This is a genomic window from Pelorhabdus sp. sgz311002, from assembly GCF_056134285.1.
Genome location: NZ_JBWBCL010000001.1, coordinates 14,337 through 36,992, shown reverse-complemented (window position 1 = coordinate 36,992; position 22,656 = coordinate 14,337). Strand labels below are relative to the sequence as shown.

Annotated in this window: 21 protein-coding genes and 1 riboswitch; of the genes, 2 read left to right on the top strand and 19 right to left on the bottom strand. The window is 41.4% G+C overall.

From position 1 onward, the window contains the following. Window positions 1–175: 175 nt before the first annotated feature. The 14 genes from AC0NJP_RS00185 to AC0NJP_RS00120 form a co-directional block, all read right to left on the bottom strand. A complete protein-coding gene (locus AC0NJP_RS00185; protein ID WP_474698368.1) occupies window positions 176–1,630 on the bottom strand; it encodes a nicotinate phosphoribosyltransferase in 1,455 nt (484 codons plus the stop codon). A gap of 141 nt (window positions 1,631–1,771) precedes the next feature. Next, window positions 1,772–3,037 (bottom strand): phosphoribosylamine--glycine ligase, encoded by a 1,266-nt coding sequence (gene purD, locus AC0NJP_RS00180; protein ID WP_474698367.1) that lies wholly within the window; start codon window positions 3,035–3,037, stop codon window positions 1,772–1,774. A 14-nt stretch (window positions 3,038–3,051) separates the two neighbouring features. Then, complete coding sequence (purH, locus tag AC0NJP_RS00175) at window positions 3,052–4,593, bottom strand: bifunctional phosphoribosylaminoimidazolecarboxamide formyltransferase/IMP cyclohydrolase (protein WP_474698366.1); 1,542 nt, start codon at window positions 4,591–4,593, stop codon at window positions 3,052–3,054. Window positions 4,594–4,604: 11 nt separating this feature from the next. Next, window positions 4,605–5,207: a phosphoribosylglycinamide formyltransferase gene (gene purN, locus AC0NJP_RS00170; RefSeq protein ID WP_474037906.1), complete on the bottom strand. Its 603-nt coding sequence runs from the start codon at window positions 5,205–5,207 to the stop codon at window positions 4,605–4,607. Continuing rightward, on the bottom strand, window positions 5,207–6,274 hold the full coding sequence (gene purM / locus AC0NJP_RS00165; RefSeq protein ID WP_474698365.1) for a phosphoribosylformylglycinamidine cyclo-ligase: 1,068 nt from the start codon (window positions 6,272–6,274) through the stop codon (window positions 5,207–5,209). Before purM ends, purN begins: the two co-directional genes overlap by 1 nt. Beyond that, entirely contained in the window at window positions 6,255–7,679 is a 1,425-nt protein-coding gene (gene purF, locus AC0NJP_RS00160; protein WP_474037903.1) for an amidophosphoribosyltransferase, read from the bottom strand. Before purF ends, purM begins: the two co-directional genes overlap by 20 nt. A 27-nt stretch (window positions 7,680–7,706) precedes the next feature. Next, entirely contained in the window at window positions 7,707–8,423 is a 717-nt protein-coding gene (purC, locus tag AC0NJP_RS00155; RefSeq protein WP_474037902.1) for a phosphoribosylaminoimidazolesuccinocarboxamide synthase, read from the bottom strand. A 2-nt stretch (window positions 8,424–8,425) separates the two neighbouring features. Then, on the bottom strand, window positions 8,426–8,917 hold the full coding sequence (purE, locus tag AC0NJP_RS00150) for a 5-(carboxyamino)imidazole ribonucleotide mutase (RefSeq protein WP_474037901.1): 492 nt from the start codon (window positions 8,915–8,917) through the stop codon (window positions 8,426–8,428). A gap of 99 nt (window positions 8,918–9,016) precedes the next feature. After that, complete coding sequence (locus tag AC0NJP_RS00145) at window positions 9,017–10,387, bottom strand: NCS2 family permease (RefSeq protein WP_474037900.1); 1,371 nt, start codon at window positions 10,385–10,387, stop codon at window positions 9,017–9,019. A gap of 167 nt (window positions 10,388–10,554) precedes the next feature. Further along, window positions 10,555–10,656: riboswitch (purine riboswitch) on the bottom strand. A gap of 60 nt (window positions 10,657–10,716) precedes the next feature. Continuing rightward, entirely contained in the window at window positions 10,717–11,712 is a 996-nt protein-coding gene (locus AC0NJP_RS00140) for a GGDEF domain-containing response regulator (protein ID WP_474037898.1), read from the bottom strand. 251 nt (window positions 11,713–11,963) lie between these two features. Then, window positions 11,964–12,665 (bottom strand): YczE/YyaS/YitT family protein, encoded by a 702-nt coding sequence (locus AC0NJP_RS00135; RefSeq protein WP_474698364.1) that lies wholly within the window; start codon window positions 12,663–12,665, stop codon window positions 11,964–11,966. Between the two features lie 132 nt (window positions 12,666–12,797). Further along, window positions 12,798–13,220, bottom strand: a complete 423-nt coding sequence (locus tag AC0NJP_RS00130; RefSeq protein WP_474037896.1) for a MarR family winged helix-turn-helix transcriptional regulator — start codon at window positions 13,218–13,220, stop codon at window positions 12,798–12,800. Between the two features lie 216 nt (window positions 13,221–13,436). Beyond that, window positions 13,437–14,402 carry an aldo/keto reductase gene (locus AC0NJP_RS00125; protein ID WP_474698363.1) on the bottom strand — a complete coding sequence of 322 codons (966 nt, stop codon included), beginning with the start codon at window positions 14,400–14,402 and terminating at the stop codon, window positions 13,437–13,439. Window positions 14,403–14,481: 79 nt separating this feature from the next. Then, on the bottom strand, window positions 14,482–15,054 hold the full coding sequence (locus AC0NJP_RS00120; protein WP_148567895.1) for a flavin reductase family protein: 573 nt from the start codon (window positions 15,052–15,054) through the stop codon (window positions 14,482–14,484). A gap of 358 nt (window positions 15,055–15,412) precedes the next feature. On the opposite strand from AC0NJP_RS00120, the gene AC0NJP_RS00115 reads away from it, so the two are divergent. Continuing rightward, window positions 15,413–16,357: a helix-turn-helix transcriptional regulator gene (locus AC0NJP_RS00115; RefSeq protein WP_474698362.1), complete on the top strand. Its 945-nt coding sequence runs from the start codon at window positions 15,413–15,415 to the stop codon at window positions 16,355–16,357. Between the two features lie 187 nt (window positions 16,358–16,544). On the opposite strand, the gene AC0NJP_RS00110 is transcribed toward AC0NJP_RS00115, so the two are convergent. Continuing rightward, entirely contained in the window at window positions 16,545–17,114 is a 570-nt protein-coding gene (locus AC0NJP_RS00110; RefSeq protein ID WP_474698361.1) for a flavodoxin family protein, read from the bottom strand. A 198-nt stretch (window positions 17,115–17,312) separates the two neighbouring features. Here AC0NJP_RS00110 and AC0NJP_RS00105 point away from each other — a divergent pair, with 198 nt between their 5' ends. After that, on the top strand, window positions 17,313–18,194 hold the full coding sequence (locus AC0NJP_RS00105) for a LysR family transcriptional regulator (protein ID WP_474698360.1): 882 nt from the start codon (window positions 17,313–17,315) through the stop codon (window positions 18,192–18,194). A 367-nt stretch (window positions 18,195–18,561) separates the two neighbouring features. On the opposite strand, the gene guaA is transcribed toward AC0NJP_RS00105, so the two are convergent. From guaA to AC0NJP_RS00085, 4 genes are all read right to left on the bottom strand, one after another. After that, the gene (gene guaA, locus AC0NJP_RS00100; RefSeq protein ID WP_474698359.1) at window positions 18,562–20,112 is read right to left on the bottom strand and encodes a glutamine-hydrolyzing GMP synthase; all 1,551 of its coding nucleotides are present in this window, start codon (window positions 20,110–20,112) and stop codon (window positions 18,562–18,564) included. Window positions 20,113–20,249: 137 nt separating this feature from the next. Then, window positions 20,250–20,993, bottom strand: a complete 744-nt coding sequence (gene pdaB, locus AC0NJP_RS00095; protein ID WP_474698358.1) for a polysaccharide deacetylase family sporulation protein PdaB — start codon at window positions 20,991–20,993, stop codon at window positions 20,250–20,252. Window positions 20,994–21,066: 73 nt separating this feature from the next. Then, window positions 21,067–21,879, bottom strand: a complete 813-nt coding sequence (locus AC0NJP_RS00090) for a HipA family kinase (protein WP_474698357.1) — start codon at window positions 21,877–21,879, stop codon at window positions 21,067–21,069. A gap of 108 nt (window positions 21,880–21,987) precedes the next feature. Next, complete coding sequence (locus AC0NJP_RS00085; RefSeq protein ID WP_474698356.1) at window positions 21,988–22,602, bottom strand: hypothetical protein; 615 nt, start codon at window positions 22,600–22,602, stop codon at window positions 21,988–21,990. Window positions 22,603–22,656 lie beyond the last annotated feature (54 nt).

Below are 22,656 nucleotides of genomic sequence, written 5' to 3'. Positions count from 1 at the left end.
CCGCAAAGTCTTTTCTTTTAGGTATATCCGATTTTACAAGATATATCCTATTTCTATGATCTGACAGGACTATGCCGCCGAATTAAACGGCGCTCCTGCTCAAAAGTATGTCATTCCACAAAAAAGACACCCTATTGGGGTGTCTTTTGCTACCTGCTTATAACATTTACGGAAACTATTTAATTGTATGAGTTAACAACAAATCTTCTTTCATATCCCAAAGCGATTTTGATAAATCAACATAATAAGGATGAGGATTCGTAAACCGCAAAACCTCTTCCCAGATTGTAGCAATTTCTTGTTCACGATACGCTCGAATATCATCTAACGAAGGCTGTGCATAAACACATTCACCAGCCTTAAAAATCGGTACAAGTAAGGGCTTAGCTGTAAAGGAACTCACTATTTTGCGTTTCCAAGTGAATTCTGGATGGAAGATTTCATAAGGCTTCTGATCATCAATCACTTCTTCAAATAATGTAATTACATCAGCCACAGCCTTGCCTGTAGCATTTTCATAAAGACGCCACACCTGCTTATGGCCTGGATTCGTGATTTTCTCAACATTTTCACTCAGTTTAATTTTAGGAATAAGCTCTCCTGAAACTTCAATCGCTGCCAGCTTATAAACGCCGCCAAATACCGGATCAGACTTCGCTGTGATTAATCGTTCACCAACGCCAAAGGCATCGAGTTTGGCTCCCTGGGTCAAGATATCTTGAATAATAAATTCATCAAGTGAATTAGACGCCACGATCTTACAGTCCGTAAAGCCAGCCTCATCAAGCATTTTGCGGGCTTGCCGCGACAGATAGGCAATATCACCGCTATCAATCCGAATTCCGCCGGGACGAATTCCTTTCGGCAGTAATTCCTCACGGAAAATGCGAATAGCATTGGGAATACCTGATTTTAGCACATTATAAGTATCTACAAGGAGAGTACAATTTTTCGGATAAATCCGAGCATACTCACGAAATGCTTCCAATTCTGAAGAAAACATTTGTACCCAGCTATGAGCCATCGTTCCTAATGCCGGAATCCCATAATCTTTATCAGCAGCCGTACAAGCAGTGCCCACCGCGCCGCCAATATAAGCCGCTCTAGCGCCAAGTACGGCGCCATGAGCGCCTTGGGCGCGCCGTGTGCCAAACTCCATCACCGGCCGACTTCCTGCCGCCCGGACAATACGATTTGTCTTCGTCGCAATCAAAGTTTGATGATTGATTGTCAACAATACTAAGGTTTCAATAAGCTGCGCTTGGAGCGCTGGTCCTCGTACCGTAATAATCGGCTCATAAGGAAACACAGGCGTACCTTCCGGTATAGCCCAGACATCACAGGAGAATTTAAAATCCGCTAAGTACTGCAAAAAGACTTCGCTAAAGATCTGCCGTGACCGAAGATAGGCAATATCGTCTTCAGCAAAGTGTAGATCTTTCAATTCGTCAATTAATTGCTCTACGCCAGCCATAATGGCAACGCCGCCATCATCAGGTACGCGGCGAAAAAACATATCAAAATAAGCGATTTGATCAGCGAGCCCGCTTTTTAAGTAGCCATTCGCCATTGTCAATTCATAAAAGTCATTTACCATTGCCATGTTGAGTTGTTTTGTCACCTGTAACACTCCCTCACCTAGAAGCCTAAAACAGAACAATCTGTATTATAAAATTATAAACTTTTTTCACTTTACTCTTATCACCTTATTACGTTCCCAGGCAATGGTCAAGCTTTTTTTACAAAAAAAGACGGCAAAAGCCGTCTTACGTTAACGAGGTAAGGCTTTTGCCGCAATATCGGTGCGATAGTGAGCATCTTTAAAATGAACTTTATTGACTTCTTTATAGACTTGATTTACCGCTTCCTGTAAGTTAGCAGCCAGAGCTGTTATACCAAGAACTCGCCCGCCTGCCGTAACAAGCTTGCCTTCTTTCACTGCAGTTCCGGCATGGAATGCATAAGTTTCCGGCAAAAGCTTCTCAAGGCCCATAATTTCGCAACCGCTGCGATACGATCCCGGATAACCGCCTGAAGCAAGTACTACACAGACGCAAGCGCCATCTTTCCATTCTACCTTGAAATCCTCAAGCGTCCCTTGCGTACAATGCTCCATAACCGTCACAATATCGGATTCTAATAGGGGCAATACCACTTGTGTTTCCGGATCGCCGAACCGAGCATTGAATTCAATGACCTTAGGGCCTTCTGCTGTGATAATCAACCCAGCATAGAGGCAACCCACATAAGGACGTCCTTCCTTCGCCATTGCCGCAATAACCGGCTTTAAGATCTTAGCCATAATTTCTTCTTTAAGGCTGTCCGTAATAATTGGCGCTGGCGCATAGGTGCCCATTCCACCCGTATTAGGACCTTGATCTTTATCATAGACCCGTTTGTGATCTTGAGCAGCCACCATAGGTTGAATCGTTTTGCCATCAGTAAAGGTAAGAACCGAAGCTTCTTCGCCGAACAAACACTCCTCAATTACTACAGTCGAACCTGCGGCGCCAAACTCCTGAGCGTCAAGCATCGAATCCACAGCCGCTTCCGCTTCTGCGACAGTTTGCGCTACAATAACGCCTTTACCTGCTGCTAAACCATCAGCCTTTACGACAATAGGCGCACCTTCAGCGCGAATATAGGCCTTAGCGGCTTCCTTTTCCGTAAAGACAGCGTATTTTGCTGTAGGAATCTGATATTTCTTCATTAATGCTTTGGCATAAGCCTTGGAAGATTCAATTTCCGCCGCAAGTTTAGTCGGACCAAAAACAGCCAGTCCCTTGGCGGTAAATTCATCAACGAGACCTGCCGCTAATACATTTTCCGGTCCTACAACAGTAAGGTCTATTTTATGGTCAATAGCAAACTGAGAAAGAGCCGCTACATCCGTTGCCGTAAGGGCGACGCATTCCGCTTTCTCACCCATGCCAGGATTCCCGGGAATTGCATAAATTTTTGATACTCTAGGGCTTTGGCTGATTGCCTCAACAAGAGCATGCTCTCTGCCGCCGCTACCGATTACGAGAATACGCACACCATCACTCCCTCTTAATGTTTAAAATGACGAACGCCGGTAAAGACCATAGCAATGCCATGCTCATTCGCCGCATCAATCGATTCTTGGTCACGAACAGAACCGCCAGGTTGAATAATCGCTTTAATACCAGCTTTTGCTGCTGTATCTATAGAGTCGCGGAACGGAAAGAAAGCGTCAGAAGCAAGAACAGCATCTTCGCTATTAGCCCCGGCCTGCTTTAAAGCAATTTCTACAGATCCAACACGATTCATTTGGCCAGCGCCGACACCGAAAGTCTGGAAGTCGCCAGCTACGACAATGGCATTGGATTTTACATGTTTTACAACTTTCCAAGCAAAGAGCAGTTGTTCCCATTCTTCTTCGGTAGGAGCTTTTTTCGTCACGACAGTCATGCTGTCAAGACTATCTACGCCACGATCGGCGGCTTGCAGTAACAGCCCGCCTGATACTTTTTTCATATCCAGGGCATGTTCCGTGGCTGTTAATAACGGTGCTGTAAGCAGACGGAGATTTTTCTTTGCTGTTAAAACAGCTAACGCTTCTTCGTCAAAATCAGGAGCAATCACGGCTTCCATAAACGTTCTGGCAATGAGCTCCGCTGTTTCTTTATCAACGATGCGATTTAAGGCGATAATGCCGCCAAAAGCTGACGTAGGATCTGACACATAGGCTTTATGATACGCATCGCTGATCGATGCGCCGACACCGGTGCCGCAAGGATTGGTATGCTTAATAATCGCTGCAGCCGGTTGGGAGAAATCACTGACAATGGCATAGGCAGCTTCTACATCAACAATATTATTGAAGGAAAGTTCTTTTCCATGCAGTTGTTTTGCCGAAGCGATGCCTGTTTTTGTATACTTTTCGCGATAAAAAGCAGCATTTTGATGAGGATTTTCCCCATAGCGCAAATCCTGCACTTTTTCATAAACAGTCTGAACTTCTTCAGGAAATAAGCCTTCACCAAGTTGACTAGCCAGATAAGAGGATATGCAGGCATCATAAGCGCCAGTATGAGCATAGGCTTCCCGCGAAAGGGCCATACGAGTCTTATCAGCTACAACGCCATCGGCCTTTAGCTCAGCGATTACCTGCTCATAACGATCTGGATTTACAACAACAGCTACATCATGGAAGTTCTTTGCTGCTGCCCGAATCATGGCGGGTCCGCCAATATCAATGTTCTCAACCGCTTCTTCTAAGGTAACGCCGTCCTTCGCAATGGTCTGACGGAAAGGATACAAATTTACTACCACAAGATCAATGGGTTCAATCCCATGCTCTTTCATGGCTGCCTGATGGGCTTCATTATCACGGATCGCCAAAATGCCGCCATGAATATAAGGATGCAGCGTCTTTACTCGACCATCCATCATTTCCGGAAAACGAGTAATATCGCTTACATAAGTAACAGGAATATCAGCCGCTTTAATGGTTTTCATCGTGCCGCCTGTAGAAATAATTTTAATGCCTAGTTCATGAAGCTGACGGGCAAACTCCACAACGCCCGTTTTATCTGATACGCTAATTAATGCTTGCTTTACTTTTGCCATAGTCTTCTCTCCTATTTCTCTTGCAGGGTTTTTCTTCCCGTAAGAGAGATTTTTCCTTGCGCACACAACGCGATAGCTGCGGGATATAACTTATGTTCCTGCTCTAAAATCCGCGCTGCCAAAGTCTCTTCCGTATCCTCATCGAGAACCGGAACCGCTTGCTGCATAATAACCGGACCGGAATCCATCCCTTCATCGACAAAATGGACTGTACAGCCTGAGACTTTAACACCATAGTCAAGCGCTTGCTGCTGAGGATGAAGTCCCGGAAAAGAAGGAAGCAATGATGGATGAATATTAAGTACACGACCAGGAAAACGGCTTAAAAAAGCACCGCCTAAGAGTCGCATAAAACCAGCTAGAACGACTAGGTCTACTTTATATTCAGCTAATTTTTCTGCTAGAGCAATTTCAAAAGCTTGTTTACTGTCATAAGCGCTGCGTTCCATTAACAAGCAGGGAATTTCCCCAGTTCTTTCTCTAACGCCAGCCTGACTCTGGTCGGTAATTACAACAGCGATTTCGGCCGGGACTTGTCCCGCCGAAATCGCTTCTTGAATTGCCACAAAATTACTTCCCCGGCCAGAGGCTAAAATACCGAGCCGAAAAGCCATTAGAAAGAGCCTCCTGTCAGGATCGTTTCCTGATCGCCGGAAACAATTTCTCCGATTTTATAAGCAGCTTCGCCTGCTGCCGCTAGCGAAGCAATTACAGCATCCGCTTCGTCTTGCGGTACCACGAAAACCATGCCAATTCCCATATTAAAGGTCCGATACATTTCCTTATCAGCCACATTGCCCCATTTCTGCAGACATTCAAAAATGGGCAGCTTCGGCCAGGAGTCTACAGATACTTTCGCGGCACAGCCTTTTGGTAAAACACGAGGAATATTATCATAGAACCCGCCGCCAGTAATATGAACCATGCCGCGAATCGTAAACTTATTAAAGAGCGGCAAACAAACCTTCGGATAAAGCCGTGTCGGCGTAAGCAATTCTTCGCCTAGCGGTTTGCCAAGTTCCGGCACAACTTCTTTAAGATCAAAACCCTTGATATCCAGACAAATTTTCCGAACAAGCGAAAAACCGTTAGAATGAACGCCGGTCGATGGCAAACCGATCATAACATCGCCGGGCTGAATGGTCTCGCCAGTAATCAATTTCTTTCTATCAACTATGCCCACGGAAAAACCAGCTAAGTCATACTCGCCGTCAGGATAAAAACCAGACATTTCGGCGGTTTCACCGCCAATTAGCGCACAGCCTGATTCTTTACAAGCTTTGGCCACACCACTGACGATCGTAGCAACTTTTTCTGATTCTAAGGTTCCTACGGCTAAATAATCGAGGAAAAATAAGGGTTCCGCCCCTTGTACCAGAATGTCATTGACGCACATAGCCACAGCATCTTGACCGATTGTATCATGTTTATCAAGCATAAAAGCCAGTTTCAATTTTGTACCTACGCCATCAGTACCTGACACAAGAATCGGTTCTTCATACCGACCGCTTAACGCAAATAAACCGCCAAAGCCGCCGATGTCTCCCATGACTTCCGGACGGTAGGTGGAACGAACATGTTCCTTCATGAGTTCTACAGCTTTATTGCCCTCATCAATATTCACACCTGAGTCTTTGTAGGTTACAGAAGCCGCCGTTGGCTCAGTTTTGTTCGAAGACATATTTATTTCCCTCACATTCTTTTTCGCCTGGTATACAAGATGGATACTTTCCGTTAAAGCAAGCATAGCACATATCACTTGGCGGTACCTGAGAAATCGCTTCATGAAGACCTTCTATCGACAAGTAGTGAAGCGAATCAGCACCGATATAGTCTCTGGTTTCTTCTACTGTTTTCGTTGCCGCAATCAGTTCTTTCCGTACTGACGTATCAATCCCATAGAAGCAAGGATCCGTAATCGGCGGTGAGCTAACACACATATGAACTTCCTTAGCGCCAGCTTCCTTCAGCATTTTTACAATTTTTCCGCTTGTTGTACCCCGCACGATCGAATCATCAACCATAATGATTGATTTTCCTGCCACGACAGAACGAACGGCATTTAATTTCAGCTTTACACTCTTCTCGCGTTTTTTCTGTTCTGGCTGAATAAAAGTACGGCCAATATAACGATTTTTGATGAGCCCTTCGGCAAAGGGAATGCCTGATTCAGCCGAAAAACCTAAAGCAGCTGTCGTACCGGAATCTGGTACAGATATCACAATATCGGCCTTAAATTTGCTTTCCTTCGCCAACTGACGTCCCATAGCTAGTCTCGCTTGATAAACGCTTTGTCCATCAATAGAACTGTCAGAGCGAGCAAAATAAATATATTCAAAGACACACAAGGCTTTCTTCTTTTTCACTGGAAGCTGATAAGTTTTTACGCCGCTATCATCGATCACGACCATCTCGCCTGGTTCAATATCACGGATGAAGTCAGCATCTACTGTATCAAGCGCACAGGACTCGGAAGCAACGACATAGCCTTCGTGGAGTTTACCTAAGCAAAGCGGACGATAGCCTTGGGGATCGCGAACGCCAATCAGTTTGTCCTTTGTCATAATAACAAGGCAATAAGCGCCCTCGATTTTGACCAGACTTTCTAAGATCTTCTCTTCGATTGTTTCTTTGGTTGACCGGGCAATTAAGTTTACAATAACTTCACTGTCCATAGTGGTCTGAAAAACACTGCCAGCTGCTTCTAACTGTTGCCGCACGGAACCAGCATTTGTCAGATTGCCATTATGAGCCAAACTCATTTGACCACCGGCAAAGCTAACCATGAGCGGTTGCGTATTGACAAGCATGCTCGAACCTGTTGTGGAATAACGCACATGACCGATAGCAAGGTGGGCCGGCTGCGTCGGCACGCCGTTACGAAACACGTGGCTGACAAGCCCCATTCCTTTCATAACGTCCATATGATGTCCGTCACTAACGGTAATACCGGCGCTTTCTTGGCCGCGGTGCTGCAGTGAGTAAAGTCCCCAGAAGGTCGTTTCTGCTACATAATCCTGTCGGGAAAAAACGCCAAAGACGCCGCACTCTTCATGGAACTTATCATCTAAAATCTTACAGGTCATAGAGAGCCTCCTTTTTTTCCCAACCTATTATAAAGTTTCACCGGTGAGTCGTTTTAACACTTCTTTATAAGCATCTTCTACATTGCCTAAATCACGACGGAAACGATCTTTGTCAAGTTTCTGTTTCGTTTCGCTATCCCAGAAACGGCAGGTATCAGGAGAAATTTCGTCGCCTAACAACACTTCGCCTTTATGCGTACCAAATTCCAATTTGAAGTCAATCAGTTCAATTTTCTTTTCTTTCAGATAGTCTGTCAAAATTTTATTGATTTTAAGAGCCATATCTTCCATGGTTTTAACTTGTTCTGGCGTAGCTAAACCCATAGCGGCAATATGAAAATCATTGATTAAGGGATCGCCAAGATCGTCATTTTTATAGTACATTTCTACGATCGTAGTTGGCATTTTACGGCCTTCTTCCCAGCCAATTCGTTTTGCCAAGCTGCCTGCCGCAATATTACGGACAACGACTTCTACTGGAAGAATTTCTAATTTTTTAACAAGCATTTCACGATCACTGAGCTGTTTTACAAAATGATGATGAATGCCTTCTTTGCTCAAAAGTTCAAAGAAAAAAGTGGAAATTTTATTATTTAAAACGCCTTTATTAGCAATTGTACCTTTTTTCTCGCCATTAAAAGCCGTTGCATCATCTTTAAAATAAACTACATATTCATCAGGATTTTCTGCTTGGAATACACATTTTGCTTTGCCTTCATAAAGTGGTTTTACTTGATCTGCCATGGTTATTCTCCCCCTAATTGTTCTTGTAATTTACGATTTTTTTCTCTTACTTCAGCAGCCATCGTCTGACGATGACCTTCTAACTTTGTCTGAATTTCTTTATTGCTAACCGCTAAAATCTGAGCGGCAAATAAAGCAGCATTTTTAGCACCGTTAATTGCCATGGTTGCCACGGGAATACCAGAAGGCATCTGGACCATAGCCAGCAGCGAATCAACACCGCCAAGTGACACCTCAATCGGTACAGCAACAACTGGCAATGTAGTAAAGCTTGCTACAACGCCTGCCAAGTGAGCGGCAGCGCCAGCAGCTGCAATAATCACGCCAATACCTCTGTCTCTAGCGCCTTCGGCGAAAACTTTTACATCTTCTGGTGTCCGATGCGCCGAAGCGACAATTACTTCTGTTTCAATGGCAAAATCTTTCAGACAATCATAGGCCGGTTTTAATTTTGGCCAATCTGAATTACTGCCCATGATAATAGCGACTTTCATGTCTTTTCCTCCCAATTCGAAAATGAAGTGAATTGAAAACCCAGATACTAAGGAGAATCCTTAAGAATCTGGGTTCAATATATATTTTAAAAACAGCCTCTACTCGTTCAGGAAAATAAAGCGAGCAATAACTAAGACTGCCAAAATGTAAACAATTGGATGAACTTCGCGACCACGGCCTGTTACTAGTTTTAATAAGGGGTAAAAGACCAGACCGACAGAAATGCCGTTAGCAATACTGTACGTAAGCGGCATCAGTACAATCGTAAAAAAGGCAGGAAGCGATTCGGTAAAATCACTAAAGTCAATTTTCACAATTCCTTCCATCATCAAAGCGCCAACAATAATCAAAGCCGGAGCTGTTGCCGCATCAGGAATAAGACTTGCCAGCGGCGAAAGAAACAGTGAAAAAATAAAGAGAATCCCGCAGACAATCGCCGTAAGACCAGTGCGACCACCAGCGCCAACGCCTGCCGCGCTTTCGACGAATGCCGTAATAGTACTTGTACCAAGCAAAGAGCCTAAGCTTACGCCAGCAGCATCCACCATCATGGCCTTACCAATACCAGGGAAATTTCCTTGTTTATCAATCAGACCGGCCTTGGTAGCCGTACCGACAAGTGTTCCCATCGTATCAAATAACTCAACAAACGTAAAAGTAAAGATGATCGTCATAAGTCCCATGTTTAAAGCGCCAGCAATATCAAGAGCGCCAAAAGCATTATGACTAAAGTCAGGCATCGCAATAGGACTAAAGTTTGCCGGAACTTTCACAACACCACAAGTAATCCCCACGATAGTTGTCACTAAGATGCCAATCAACATTGCGCCTTTTACTTGTCTAGCCATAAGAACAACCATTAAAACAATACCGAAAACAGTTAACAATACGTCTTTATCAGCTAATTTTCCCATTTCAATAATTGTTTCAAACGAAAGAGGCGTGCCATTGCCATGATTCGCAGCAATTTTTTCTAAAGTGGGCGGAATTAAGGACAAACGAATACTCATCAATCCGGAAAGTTTCAAACCAATAATCGTAATAAATAAGCCAATCCCCACTGTAATCGCATATTTTAGCGAAGCTGGCATTCCTTCCACGAGAAGCTGGCGAATATGAGTCACCGTAAGTAAAATAAAAATAATACCAGAAATAAAAACAGCGCCTAACGCAACCTGCCACGTAACGCCCATACCAATAACGACAGTAAAAGCATAGAAAGCGTTTAATCCCATACCAGGTGCCAAACAGATTGGATAATTAACAAATAAGCCCATCATAATGGTAACAATGCCCGCGCCAAGCGACGTTGCCAGAAGTACGGCATTCTTGTCCATCCCGGCAGCACTTAAAATGCTCGGATTCACAAATAGGATGTAGGCCATGGTCATAAATGTAGTAATACCAGCCACTACTTCGGTTTTTACATCGGTGTTGCGCTCGGATAAAGCAAAAAACTTTTCTAACATCCTTTTCTCTCCTTTGTCTTTGGAACTGCTTCGATTTTCTTCCTTGTCCAGCCTTGCTAAACAAATAGCATCGCCACAAGCCGCAAAAAAAATACCCGAACAGGAAATTTGCATGCAGAGCGAAAGATCCTGCTCGGGTTTCTTTCCTATTAGCAATACAATAGCAAAGGCCGAACAATTTCACCCGTAGTCAGGCAATTTACGGTTACCTGGTAGAAACATCTGAGCCATATCCTCAACTTTATACGAGCCTTATGAGTTTTTACAAACCTATTTTACCAGTCCCCTCGGAGGGTGTCAACAGGAATCTGAACCTTTCAGACTTTTCTCTACATATCGTTCGGATTTTTTGTGAATTCTCCCAAAGTCACTCGATTTCTGCCGTTTCGTTTTGACAAATAGAGCGCTTGATCGGCATAATGAATCAAATCTTCGGGATTTGGCTGCTGGTTAAAACTCCCCCAAGTTAAGCCAACGCTGACCGTAACATAAGCGGCTACTGGTGAGTGTTCATGACGCAATTCAAGGGATTCTACGGCAGTTCTGACAGATTCCGCCGCTGCTAAAGCGTCTGGCAACGAAAGATCTCTCGCTACTAAAACAAATTCCTCGCCGCCATACCGAGCAGCTAACTGATTTTCTGTTGTTAAACCATTGATAGCCTGGGCAATTTTCCGCAGCACTTCATCGCCTGCTACATGACCATAGGCATCATTGTAGAGCTTAAAACAGTCTACATCAAGCAAGATAAGGCAAAGCATTTGTTTCTGCGAAACCTCTCGACAAGCTTTCGCTAAAAATTCGTCAAAAGAGCGGCGATTGGAAATTCCGGTTAAACCGTCAATAGCGGTCATTTGTCTCAGTTTTTCATTCATCAGTTGCAGCTGCTTGGCCGCCACTACCAGCTCCGCTTCCCGTCGCTGACTGCAATCAATCTGTTCTTTCAAACGAAGGGCTGCCCGAACTCGCGCTAAAAGTTCTACTCGCTTCAACGGCTTGGTCATATAATCAGATGCGCCACAGGCAAAAGCCGCCGATAAACGTTCTGGCGACTGATCTGCCGTCACCATTAGCACGGGAACATGTTTGTATTCTTGCATCGCTTTAATGCTTTTTAAAAGCGCAATTCCATCAGGATCAGGCATAAGGATATCTAAAATAATCAAGTCAATGGCCGTCGCACCACCAGAAATTGCAGCAACAAGATTTTCACAGCATTCTCGTCCGTTGGCTGCCTCTAAGCAATCCAAATAGTCGGCATCAGTCAGATAAGTGCGAATAAGCAATCTGCTTTCAGCGGAATCATCGACAATCAATATCGACATAAAGCCACCTTCCTTTTCGAAAATCCACTTACCATAATATCTTATGTAACAAGGCGGCAAAAAGCCCCTGCATAGCGAATGCAAGGGCTCAGACTATAGACAAAAAAACAAACAACTTATGCTATGATTTCACGTTTTTTACTATGTAATTACCCCGGAACATACTTTGCAATCCCAAGTAAAGTGTCAATTGTTTTTTCTACACCATATTTGCTTAATTTGATTGCTTCCGCATTATCGGGAGATTGTAATTACAAATTCTGCTCGGGGATAGAAATATCATGTTCTTCACTTTTTCTGTTTTCAGGTAAAAGCAAAAATGTGAGCGTTTGAAACTTCAAAATGAAAAAACGTACCATATAGCCAACAATCAAAGCTGCAATAACAGTTCCTTCACGAACACCGGACAGCTTTCCCAACATAATCATGCAGAGTATTCCGGCAATCACTGTCATACTGCTGTCCGAAATCACACGGACAACACCATATTCTTTGCACAGAACCTTGGCAAGCGTGCGGATAAATGCATCGCCGGAAAGCATGACGACATCAGCAATTACTTCCAGATATGCGCCAAAAGCAATAATAGCACAACCAATCAGCAATGAAATAATCATTACCAGATACGCCTGTGGTGCAAAACCAGATAGCACTATCATGGATAAATCAATAAAGGAACCAAAGAAAAAGCAGATAACGACCTGTAAAAGTAATTCCAGCTTATTCGCAGCTTTCCGAAGTATAATCAGTTGTATCAAAACTAATAAAATATTGAATAGGATTGTCCAGTTGCCAAGTGATAGTTTAGGAATAATCAGTGATAAACTGTAGGGTATCGCTGCAATGGGAGAAGCGCCAAGTGCTGCTTTAGTGACAAACGCAACGCCAAAAGCGTTAAAGAACAAACCAAATATAAATATAATGTACCGCTTTACTAAATTTTTCCTATTCATCTTTCTAAATTTTCTCCTTATAGGTTAAACGATCATAAATACAATGCATTGTATAGTATTGCAAGACTTATTTAAAAATTACTGCTCCCAAGCGAGATATATACAATGGATTGTATATATCTTTAAAATTTTTTATTCCATGTTTTTGCTCAATTGTTCAAGCAATGACAAAATCCATTTGCGATCTTCGTCGCTTATTCCTTCAAGTAGCTTATGACCAACACTTGTCCCTGCACGTTTTAGAGAATCACAGGTTTTCTGTCCTTTTTCCGTTAAACAAACCAGTCTAGCCCTTCCGTCATTTGGTGACACTTCAACATATAAAAGTCCTTTTTTCTTCATACGCTCAACAAGATTTCTGGCTGCTTGATGGCTAATTCGAAGGTGGCCTTTTAAATCAAGTATCAGCGCTTTTTTATGAAGATCAAAAAATAAAAGCGTCTCCGATTGTTCAGCAGTTAAATCATATGCTTTTAAGTCATCATTACGATGATTCAAAAGTTGGTTACCAAGCCTTAGTATTTTCCGCTCAATTAGGAATTCTAAATTTATCATATTTTACTTCTCCACAATATACAACATGTTGTATATTGTATCATGATACCCGAAGAAATTCAATAAATAACTAGCCTTTTTCACAGGTTCAATAAATTCATTAAAATATTAAAGCAATATTCCAAAACAAAAAGAAAAAAGTTCTGAAATATTGCTAATTATATATTGACTAGTTTAACTACTCTTAAAGAGTGAGACAAATACATTATTTAAAACTTAAAAAAATGTTTCATCTATATCAATTTTAGATAAAGCTTCATTGATACCCGCTAATTCTTCCCCTGTTAATTGAATGTTAGCTACTCCCAGATTTTCTTCTAATCTATGTAATTTAGTTGTTCCAGGAATTGGAACAATATAAGACTTTTGTGCCAATTCCCAAGCTAGGACGATCTGTGCTGAAGTGGCATTTTTACTTTCAGCAATTTGCACAATTAAATCTAATAATGCTTGATTTTGCGCAATTACTTCTGGTTTAAATCTTCCCATCATGTTTCTAAAATCGCCTTCTTGATATTTTGTATCTTTTGTATATTTCCCACTTAAGAAACCATTTCCTAAGGGGCTATACGCAACAAATCCAATTTCCAGCTCTTCGCAAACTTGAAACAAGCCCTGCTCAGGCTTACGCCACATCATTGAATATTGGTCTTCAATTGCAGTAACAGGACAGACAGCATGAGCACGTCTAATATAATCTATTGGTGTGTTTGATAATCCCCAGTATTTAATTTTCCCTTCAGATATTAATTCTTTCATCACTCCAGCAACAACTTCTGGCTCTACTTTAGGGTCAATACGATGTTGATAGTACAAATCAATACAATCTACCTTTAACCGCTTTAAAGATCCATCTAATTGTTTTCTAATAGATTCTGGACTACTATCTAATGATTGGACTATTTGGCCACCGATAGTGTCCATTCCAGTAACTCCAAATTTAGTAGCAATAACAACTTTATCTTTATAAGCTTTTAGCGCTTCACCTAATAACTCTTCATTTTCATATCCATAAATAGGAGCTGTATCAAAAAGATTACATCCTAATTCTACTGCTCTTTGTATCAACTTAGTCATTTCTTGACGATCTACTGATTGACCATAACCATGATCCATCCCCATACAACCAAGTCCTATCTCTGAAACAACGAGCCCCTGGTTACCTAATTTTCTAGTTTTCATATTTAATTCCTCACTTTTTCATATAGTTAAACTCTCTTATTAATCTCGTATAAAGGCAAATCTCAATAAAAACCCCCTCTTAGTTCTTCTCTCTCAACTGAAGTCCGTCGCGGTAAGCATTACCGACCTTTTCACCAACGGACAAATAGGACTTATTCATCCAATCGAAAGTAATCGGATGGAATTTTTCAAATGATACCTTGCCATCTTCTCCAAGAATCCGTTCATCCAGACTTACATTGACGATTTCGCCTACCAATCTCCAGGTTTCCTCATCATAGCTCTTCACTCTGCACTCAACGGCAAAAGGAAGCTCATCGATAATCGGTGCATCTACGAATTCGGACTTTGTTGTATGAAATCCTGACTTTTCAAACTTATCTTCCACTTTATTTCCTGTTGTGATGCCAAGGTAATCACAGGCAACTTCATTTTCCACATCCGCCATACTTACAACAAAAGAACCTCTGGCAATAATCCCTTTTAACGTATTTCTCTGAGATGCTACGGTGATAGTAATTTCTGTCTCATTCGTGATTCCGCCCCATACTGCTAACATGGCGGTCGGCTTTTCAGCCTCATCATAAGATGAAATCATCAAAACCGGCATCGGTGTGATGTATGGCTTTGCTCCAATGTTTTTTCTAGACATATTTATCCTCCTTTAAATTATGTAATAAATTACAGTTATCTGCTGAATTATGCTCTTAGCGATATGATTTCTTATAGATTCCAAGGGAATCTTCATCCGTAAGCGATAACTAGTCTGCGGTAATGTCGCCGCCGAGCACCTCGTGTATTCTCTTCGGATACTTTGTGAGCTCTTCTTCCTTGTGAACATTCTTGTTACTAATCCATCATATAGATTTCCACTTTTCAAATCAGCGCTAAATATTAACTTTAATCATGGCTTATTTTAACCTATAATTAGATATAAGCATGTCTGATTTACTAAAAACGTTGCAAGACTTGAAAGAATTGCTCAGAAATCTGAAGAAAGGAACGCTAGTATGTCTTGGAATTGCGATACCGAAATCGATCACGCATTAGAAAAACTCAGTCAGGACTTTCCACACCTCAATTGGGACTTTAGCCCAGATTCGTCATCAGGAAATAATGAACTGATTTCTCATTGGTTGGGCGAGAAATCCGAGGAAGTTATGGTATGTGTATTTAAAGGGAAAAAAATTGAGGAGCGTTTTCACCGCCAGGACTTTTTTTTCATTCATTTTGCTTACCATGGAGATTATGATGCATTAAGCGCCAACTATGACAATCGAATCACGGTAAAAGAAGGAGACTGCTATATCGGTCAGCCCTACAGCGGCTATGCCGTTAAGCGGGATTCTGATCACGAATGTATTATTCTCGGAGTACTGATTCGTAAAGAAACCTTTTTCCGAGAATACCTGAGTGCGCTCTCAGCAGATAGCTCCATGCTTAATTTTTTTCTGGAACCACAGAAAAACAAATATGCAGAAGAGTTCGTTCATCTGGAAATACCAGCTTCTTCGCCAATCTGGCAGCTGCTGAATGTCATGATTCTTGAATATGCTCATAAAACAGAGGATTCACAGAAAATTTTAAAGCCTATGGTCATGTCCCTTGCAATGTATCTTTCCTATGAGTACAAGCGTCAGCATCTAACTACTGGCACGACATTAATCGATCGGATTATGCAATATATCGAATCACACTCTGATTCTGTAACATTGAATGACATCGCATCCCATTTCGTATATCATCCCGTCTATATTTCCCGTCTTTTGCCAGAAAAGACAGGGAAAACCTTTTCTGCCTTGCTAACCGAATCGCGTATGCGAAGAGCCAAGCTATTATTGGGTCATACGAATCTTTCCATCGCTGCTATTGCTGATATGCTCGGATACAGCAATAGCAGTAATTTCTATAAGGCCTTTAAACAATATTATGGTACTTCTCCTCGTAAGCTTTAATGGTGAACGCTCTTTTTGACCAAACATAATTTTCCTGTATTTACGCGGATTGAGGATAACAAAAAGACCTTGCATAAGCTTCGCAAAGCTTTAATGCAAGGTCTTTTTGTTTATGTCGGCAGGCTAGTCCACTTTGCCCTTTTCAGAATAAACGGCAGTACCCTGAGACAAAATACCCTCGACCTTGTTACTTTTTCAAAAGAATCGCCATATTTTTCCCAAGCGTTTTGAAGGTGTGAATACCTTCCTCATCTTTTTGTAAATCTCCTATATCACGTGATAAAGTCATATTCCAACCAATTGAACCAGGTATTGTCATTTCGTTGCTGCCAAAGAAGAAGTTTATAGCAGAATATACAAAACTACTTCCAGATCTTCTTACAGATACTACAGCTGCTCCAATTTTGCCTCTTAATAAGTTACGATCATTAGCTATATTAACACAACCGCATCTATCAATAAATGCTTTTACTTCTGTAGATACATTAGCAAAATATGTTGGTGATCCAATAAGAACACCATCTGCTTCTGCTGCTTTTTCTATAAACTTGTTCATTTCATCATCCTTACGTGCACAGCGGTTGTCCTTATTTTTAAAACACATCTCACAAGCTGAACATCCAAATAGTTTTTGTCCACCTAATTGAACTAATTCTGTTTCGATACCTGCTTTTTCAAGCTCTTCAAGAACTAATTTCAAACTTTCAGCTGTATTCCCATTTTTTCTTGGACTTCCGTTAAAAGCAATAACTTTCATGTAAACTCCTCCTAACAATTTATTTGTTGTTTGCTGTTTGTTATAATATTCATGATTAAAATTACAACTTACAACACAAATAATATCATCATTTAAAAATAACTTAAAACGAATAATTCCGATTGAACCCATTGCAAAATAAAATAGTTAACCAATTTATGAATTTTTAAATTATACATATTTGAAAGGATATTGTTCATGATCTTAAATTTAGAAGGAAAACTTTTTCATACTTTTATTGCCGTATTTGAGGAAGAGAATATAACTAGAGCAGCTGAACGTCTTGATTATGTTCAATCTACTATATCTACACATATTAATATTTTAGAAGAAACATTTGGGGAAAAGCTGTTTATCAGATTACCAAGAGGAGTTATGGTTACAGAGGTGGGGAAAGAATTTGCTAAATATGCATACAGATATATTGATTTTGAGAAAGAGTTATCGGATTCCATGATTAATTTTCATCAACCACAAGGAATAGTAAAAATGGCTACTTCTGAAACTTTTAGTTCTATCAGACTTTCTGAGGTTATTAGGAAATTTTCATATATTTATCCTGAAATAAGTTTTAGTGTAGATAGAATTCCCGTAGAAGATGTAATAGCCTCTGTTCTTAAGAGAAAGATTGATTTTGGTATCATTCCACAGGATCCTCATTCAAAACAAATAGATTTTATACCCCTTTATAAAGAATGTTTAGTATTTATTTCAGAAAAATCCTATTGGGAAGAAAACAAAAAAAGTAATTATTCTGATATTACCCTCTTTTCTTTTGGCGAAAACTGTAAATATACAATTATAGCAGAAAAAACTCTCCAGAAATTTAACATTAAAATAAAAAAAATTATGGAATTTAATAATGTTGAGACTATTAAAAATATGGTTGAAAATAAGATGGGTATATCACTGATTCCTAGTGGGAATATAACAAAAGAACTTTCTGATGGCAAATTTATAATTATTTCTGAGTTTCCAACCTCTGAACTTACAGGTGGTGCTATACTAATTAAAAATGGAGAATTAAATAAAGCTTCTAAATTAGCACTGGAATACTTTAAGAAAGATGTTTATAACTAGCCTCTTAGACTGCTGCTGATATAGAAATAACAGATAGAAAGCTACAATTCGAGATATCCTGTATAACACTATGCTTTTTCCCAAAAATCATAAAAGAAAATATCACCCTGTCGCGGGGCACTGCCGTTTATTCTGCAAAGGGCATTTTTCTTTATTCTCTCTGGCTTTGCCAGATATGCCCGCCACTCCATGGTGACCGCTCTTTTTCAGCAAGCAGAAATCCCTGTATTTACGCGGTTTGAGGATAACAAAAAGACCCTGCATTAGCTTCGTAAAAAGCTTTAATGCAAGGTCTTTTTGTCTATGTCGGCAGGCTAGTCCACTTTGCCCTTTTCAGAATAAATGGCAGTGCCCTACAACAATAATATTATTCAAATTCAATGGTTGCTGGCGGCTTGCCTGTGCAATCATACATTACACGATTCACGCCTTTTACTTCATTAATGATGCGACTTGTCACTATCGACAAGACTTCCCATGGCATTTGGGCACTTTCAGCTGTCATAAAATCGGAAGTCATAACGGCACGAAGCGCAATGGCATAGTCATACGTACGGCCGTCTCCCATAACACCTACTGAACGCATATTCGTCAATGCGGCAAAGTATTGTCCCAAATCCTGAGCAATCCCGGCTTTTGCGACTTCTTCCCGATAAATAGCATCTGCTTCCTGCACAATTTTCACTTTTTCTTCCGTAACTTCCCCAATAATGCGGATGCCAAGGCCAGGACCAGGGAACGGCTGGCGACTCACCAGATATTCAGGAATCTGAAGTTCTCTTCCTGCCCGTCTTACTTCATCTTTGAACAACATTCTAAGTGGTTCTACGATTTCTTTAAAATCAACATAATCAGGCAACCCGCCCACGTTATGATGGGATTTAATGACTGCTGATTTTCCCAGACCGCTTTCAATCACATCGGGATAAATCGTTCCTTGTACTAGAAAATCAACCGTACCTATTTTTTTCGCTTCTTCTTCAAAAACACGAATAAATTCTTCACCAATAATTTTCCGCTTTGTTTCAGGGTCAGTTACGCCTTTCAGTTTTTCATAAAAACGCTTCTTCGCATCTACTCGGATAAAGTTGAGGTCATATTGTCCCTTAGGACCAAATACGCCTTCGACTTCTTCGCTTTCGTTCTTACGAAGCAGACCGTGATCTACAAAAACGCAGGTAAGCTGTTTACCAATCGCTCGGGAAAGAAGGACTGCCGCTACCGAAGAGTCGACACCACCAGATAAGGCACATAATACTTTACCTGTACCGATTTTTTCACGCAGGCTTTCGATTGTTTTCTCTACAAACGAATCCATTTTCCAGTCGCCGCGGCAGGCACACACATTAAATACGAAGTTATGCAACATTTTCATGCCTTCCACTGTATGCATAACTTCAGGATGGAATTGTACCGCATATAAATTTCTTGCTTCATTTTCCATGGCCGCTATAGGACAAACGGGAGTCGATGCTGTTACCGTAAAATCAGCAGGAGCTTCCGCTATATAATCAGTATGACTCATCCAACAAATTGTCTTTTCGGAAACACCCTCCAAAAGTTTGGATGCTTTATTTTGTATATGGACTTCTGTTTTGCCATATTCGCTGATCGGTGCTGTTACTACCTTACCGCCAAGCAAATGGGCCATAAGCTGCGATCCATAACAGATGCCCAGAATAGGAATCCCAAGTTCTAATAATTCTTCCTGACAAACAGCAGAATCTTTTTCATACACACTGTTTGGTCCACCAGTGAATATAATACCCTTTGGCTGCATTTCCTTTATTTCCGCAAGACTCAATGTATGTGGAAATACTTCACAGTATACATTACATTCTCTTACACGTCTGGCGATCAGCTGATTATACTGCCCACCAAAATCCAATACCAAAATGGTTTCTTTCTGCAATGACAAACTAATCCCTCCCTATATTTTTCTCGTTAGAATAACGAAATCAACATAAATAACCGAACCTTCTTTATAGAAAAATACTATACCACAACTTGCGCCTGACTGTAAATAGCTGCACAAAAAAACAGGCCGCAGCCTGTTTAATGTCGCAAAATTCCTTTTTCACTATAATTGGCCAATAAATCACCAACTGTAACAATCTTATAGCCGGCTCCGGCAATTTTATCAAGCAGTTCCGGCAAAGCCTCAGCAGTCTGTGTCGGTGTATCAGACGCATGCAATAAAATAATAGCACCTGGCTTTAACCGGGAAACGACGCGCTCGATAATCACATCTTTGCCGGGATTTTTCCAATCAAGCGAATCAATATTCCAAATAATCGTCTTATACCCCAGTTCCTGCGCTGCTGCAATGGACTGATTACTATAATGGCCATTAGGCGGACGCAGCAGAACTGGATCTACCCCTGTCACTTCCTTAATTAACCCATGAGCCTTTTGGATATCTTCCTTAACCCATTCAACACCCATATCGCCATAATTTTCATGGCGATAGCCATGACTGCCGATTTCGTGTCCGTCCGTCGCTATCCGTTTCGCCACCTCGGGAAACTTCTTTGCCCAAGGCCCCATAATAAAAAAGGTTGCTTTTAAATTGCGGCTTTGGAGCGCATCTAAAATAGATCCAGTATATTTATTGCCCCAGGAATGATCAAAAGTTAAGGCAACGACTTTTTGGTCGGTTCTAGTTCCCGCTATGGCTAAGGATTCATGACCAATTAAATCAGCCACTTGTATATATACAGCGCCAATCATGAATAAACCAACAAGGCTATAAAATAAATGACGGTGTACAAAGAGCCGCCGCAAATTAATAACGAGCATATTGCCCCCCACCTCCTTATAGCACCTTATGTGCGCTATAAGAAAAATATAACCAAAGGAGCAATCACTTTTATTACAGCTTGATGCGCCGATAGCTGTAGCGGCTCGTTCCACCTCTGACCACGGGAATTTGACGACATAGTTCAGTGAATATCTTATCTGCTAAACCGCAGCGTTGTTGAATAAAAGCAGCCAAAGCTTGCCGTTCCTCAGACGATCTCAGCCAAGGTTCAGGAATCTCTTGTAAAATAGAATCGATTAGTCCTGCATCAATCGCTTTTACCCTAGTTAAGTAAGGTATAAAATCTTCACGCCTGGCAAATCGCTGCAAGAGAAACCCAAATAAGAAGCCATAATATATTTTTACGATAGGTCCTAACTTTTCCAGCGTAGCCACAGACCATTTGCCTGAGCCGCAAAAATGCGAATGATCAATCGCATAGCATTGATACCCTTGCGGAGTGGGGGCCATCAGTAAATTTTTACGGTTTTTCGCCCGGTCACGATTACAAAAGAGATGGTCAAAAAATAAAATTCCCACTAATTGATTACAGTTTGTCAGTGCTTTCACAGCTCGCCTTGTTACATACTCACTATCGGACAAATAGGCTGAAGCAAAATGAAGACCTGGCATAGCCTGCAGTTTCTGCAGCATGACATGTCTATCAATTATTGCAGCAGGTATTTCAATCTGATCATATGTTGGCAAGGGCAGTTCCAAAACTTGGGCCAGTCGCGCGCCAAGCCACTCATTGGCAAGTACTTTCGTATGTTCTTCTTTGCGGCATAGCTTAACAATATAAACTCTTCCATCTAGACCACGAAAAAACTGCGGAGCTGTCACACCAATCCCAACAGGCTTGATATATTCTGCCGCAACGACCATCTTTTTCGCTCCTTTTTAGCCTGTCACAAGAAAAAAAGCCGTTCCGCCAAGCATGATTCTCACTGGGAAGACCACAGCGGAACAGCCCTGCTTTATCTTGCCAAAATTCTAATCTGGCCTGCATGTAGAGGAAGCTATTGATGTAATTGCTTCTAAATTAACGACGACAGAACGTACGTCATTATCGGAAATAGAAGAACTTGTAGCAGGTCCAAAAATATCCTCTACAGTCAAAATGGCCAATTCATCTTCTACTGCGCCTAAAACTCCTTCAAAGAGAAATCCACCCAGTGTTGTAATTGCTACCGCATCGCCAACCATCCGGCAGAGTCGGCGAATCAGTTCATGGCTTTCCTGACGAATCGATGTCTGATCGGCATCAGATTCTTCCTGTCGCACGACACCTTCTTTTACTACAAGACCACCGCCACTTCCACCCTCAATAGGATCCGATACAATACCTGTTCCCTTGGCAATCAGCGTCCACAGATCAACTCGCAAAAACGCCACAGTTCTAAGTTCACCGCCTGGCGTTAAAATCTCCACGTCACTGGTTTCCGCGGCAATGGCTGGTACTAAAAGGCCAATCCGACAATTATCAATGCCTTGTAAATTTCCAAAATAAACAAAACCATCGACGCCAAAGAGCAAAACATCGGTATTGATTTCCCGCTCCAATTCACGAATTAAGGCCCGATTGGCAATCTCTTCATAAAAACTCATGGCTTTTCTCCTCCCTAGCCTATAAGATGTAGCTCACCCTATTATATGAAAACC

Coding starts and splice junctions, on each gene's coding strand:
- purH (WP_474698366.1), bottom strand. CDS start 4,593: ATGGCAAAAGTAAAGCAAGCATTAATTAGCGTATCAGATAAAACGGGC.
- purN (WP_474037906.1), bottom strand. CDS start 5,207: ATGGCTTTTCGGCTCGGTATTTTAGCCTCTGGCCGGGGAAGTAATTTT.
- purM (WP_474698365.1), bottom strand. CDS start 6,274: ATGTCTTCGAACAAAACTGAGCCAACGGCGGCTTCTGTAACCTACAAA.
- purF (WP_474037903.1), bottom strand. CDS start 7,679: ATGACCTGTAAGATTTTAGATGATAAGTTCCATGAAGAGTGCGGCGTC.
- purC (WP_474037902.1), bottom strand. CDS start 8,423: ATGGCAGATCAAGTAAAACCACTTTATGAAGGCAAAGCAAAATGTGTA.
- purE (WP_474037901.1), bottom strand. CDS start 8,917: ATGAAAGTCGCTATTATCATGGGCAGTAATTCAGATTGGCCAAAATTA.
- AC0NJP_RS00145 (WP_474037900.1), bottom strand. CDS start 10,387: ATGTTAGAAAAGTTTTTTGCTTTATCCGAGCGCAACACCGATGTAAAA.
- AC0NJP_RS00140 (WP_474037898.1), bottom strand. CDS start 11,712: ATGTCGATATTGATTGTCGATGATTCCGCTGAAAGCAGATTGCTTATT.
- AC0NJP_RS00135 (WP_474698364.1), bottom strand. CDS start 12,665: ATGAATAGGAAAAATTTAGTAAAGCGGTACATTATATTTATATTTGGT.
- AC0NJP_RS00130 (WP_474037896.1), bottom strand. CDS start 13,220: ATGATAAATTTAGAATTCCTAATTGAGCGGAAAATACTAAGGCTTGGT.
- AC0NJP_RS00125 (WP_474698363.1), bottom strand. CDS start 14,402: ATGAAAACTAGAAAATTAGGTAACCAGGGGCTCGTTGTTTCAGAGATA.
- AC0NJP_RS00120 (WP_148567895.1), bottom strand. CDS start 15,054: ATGTCTAGAAAAAACATTGGAGCAAAGCCATACATCACACCGATGCCG.
- AC0NJP_RS00115 (WP_474698362.1), top strand. CDS start 15,413: ATGTCTTGGAATTGCGATACCGAAATCGATCACGCATTAGAAAAACTC.
- AC0NJP_RS00110 (WP_474698361.1), bottom strand. CDS start 17,114: ATGAAAGTTATTGCTTTTAACGGAAGTCCAAGAAAAAATGGGAATACA.
- AC0NJP_RS00105 (WP_474698360.1), top strand. CDS start 17,313: ATGATCTTAAATTTAGAAGGAAAACTTTTTCATACTTTTATTGCCGTA.
- pdaB (WP_474698358.1), bottom strand. CDS start 20,993: ATGCTCGTTATTAATTTGCGGCGGCTCTTTGTACACCGTCATTTATTT.
- AC0NJP_RS00090 (WP_474698357.1), bottom strand. CDS start 21,879: ATGGTCGTTGCGGCAGAATATATCAAGCCTGTTGGGATTGGTGTGACA.
- AC0NJP_RS00085 (WP_474698356.1), bottom strand. CDS start 22,602: ATGAGTTTTTATGAAGAGATTGCCAATCGGGCCTTAATTCGTGAATTG.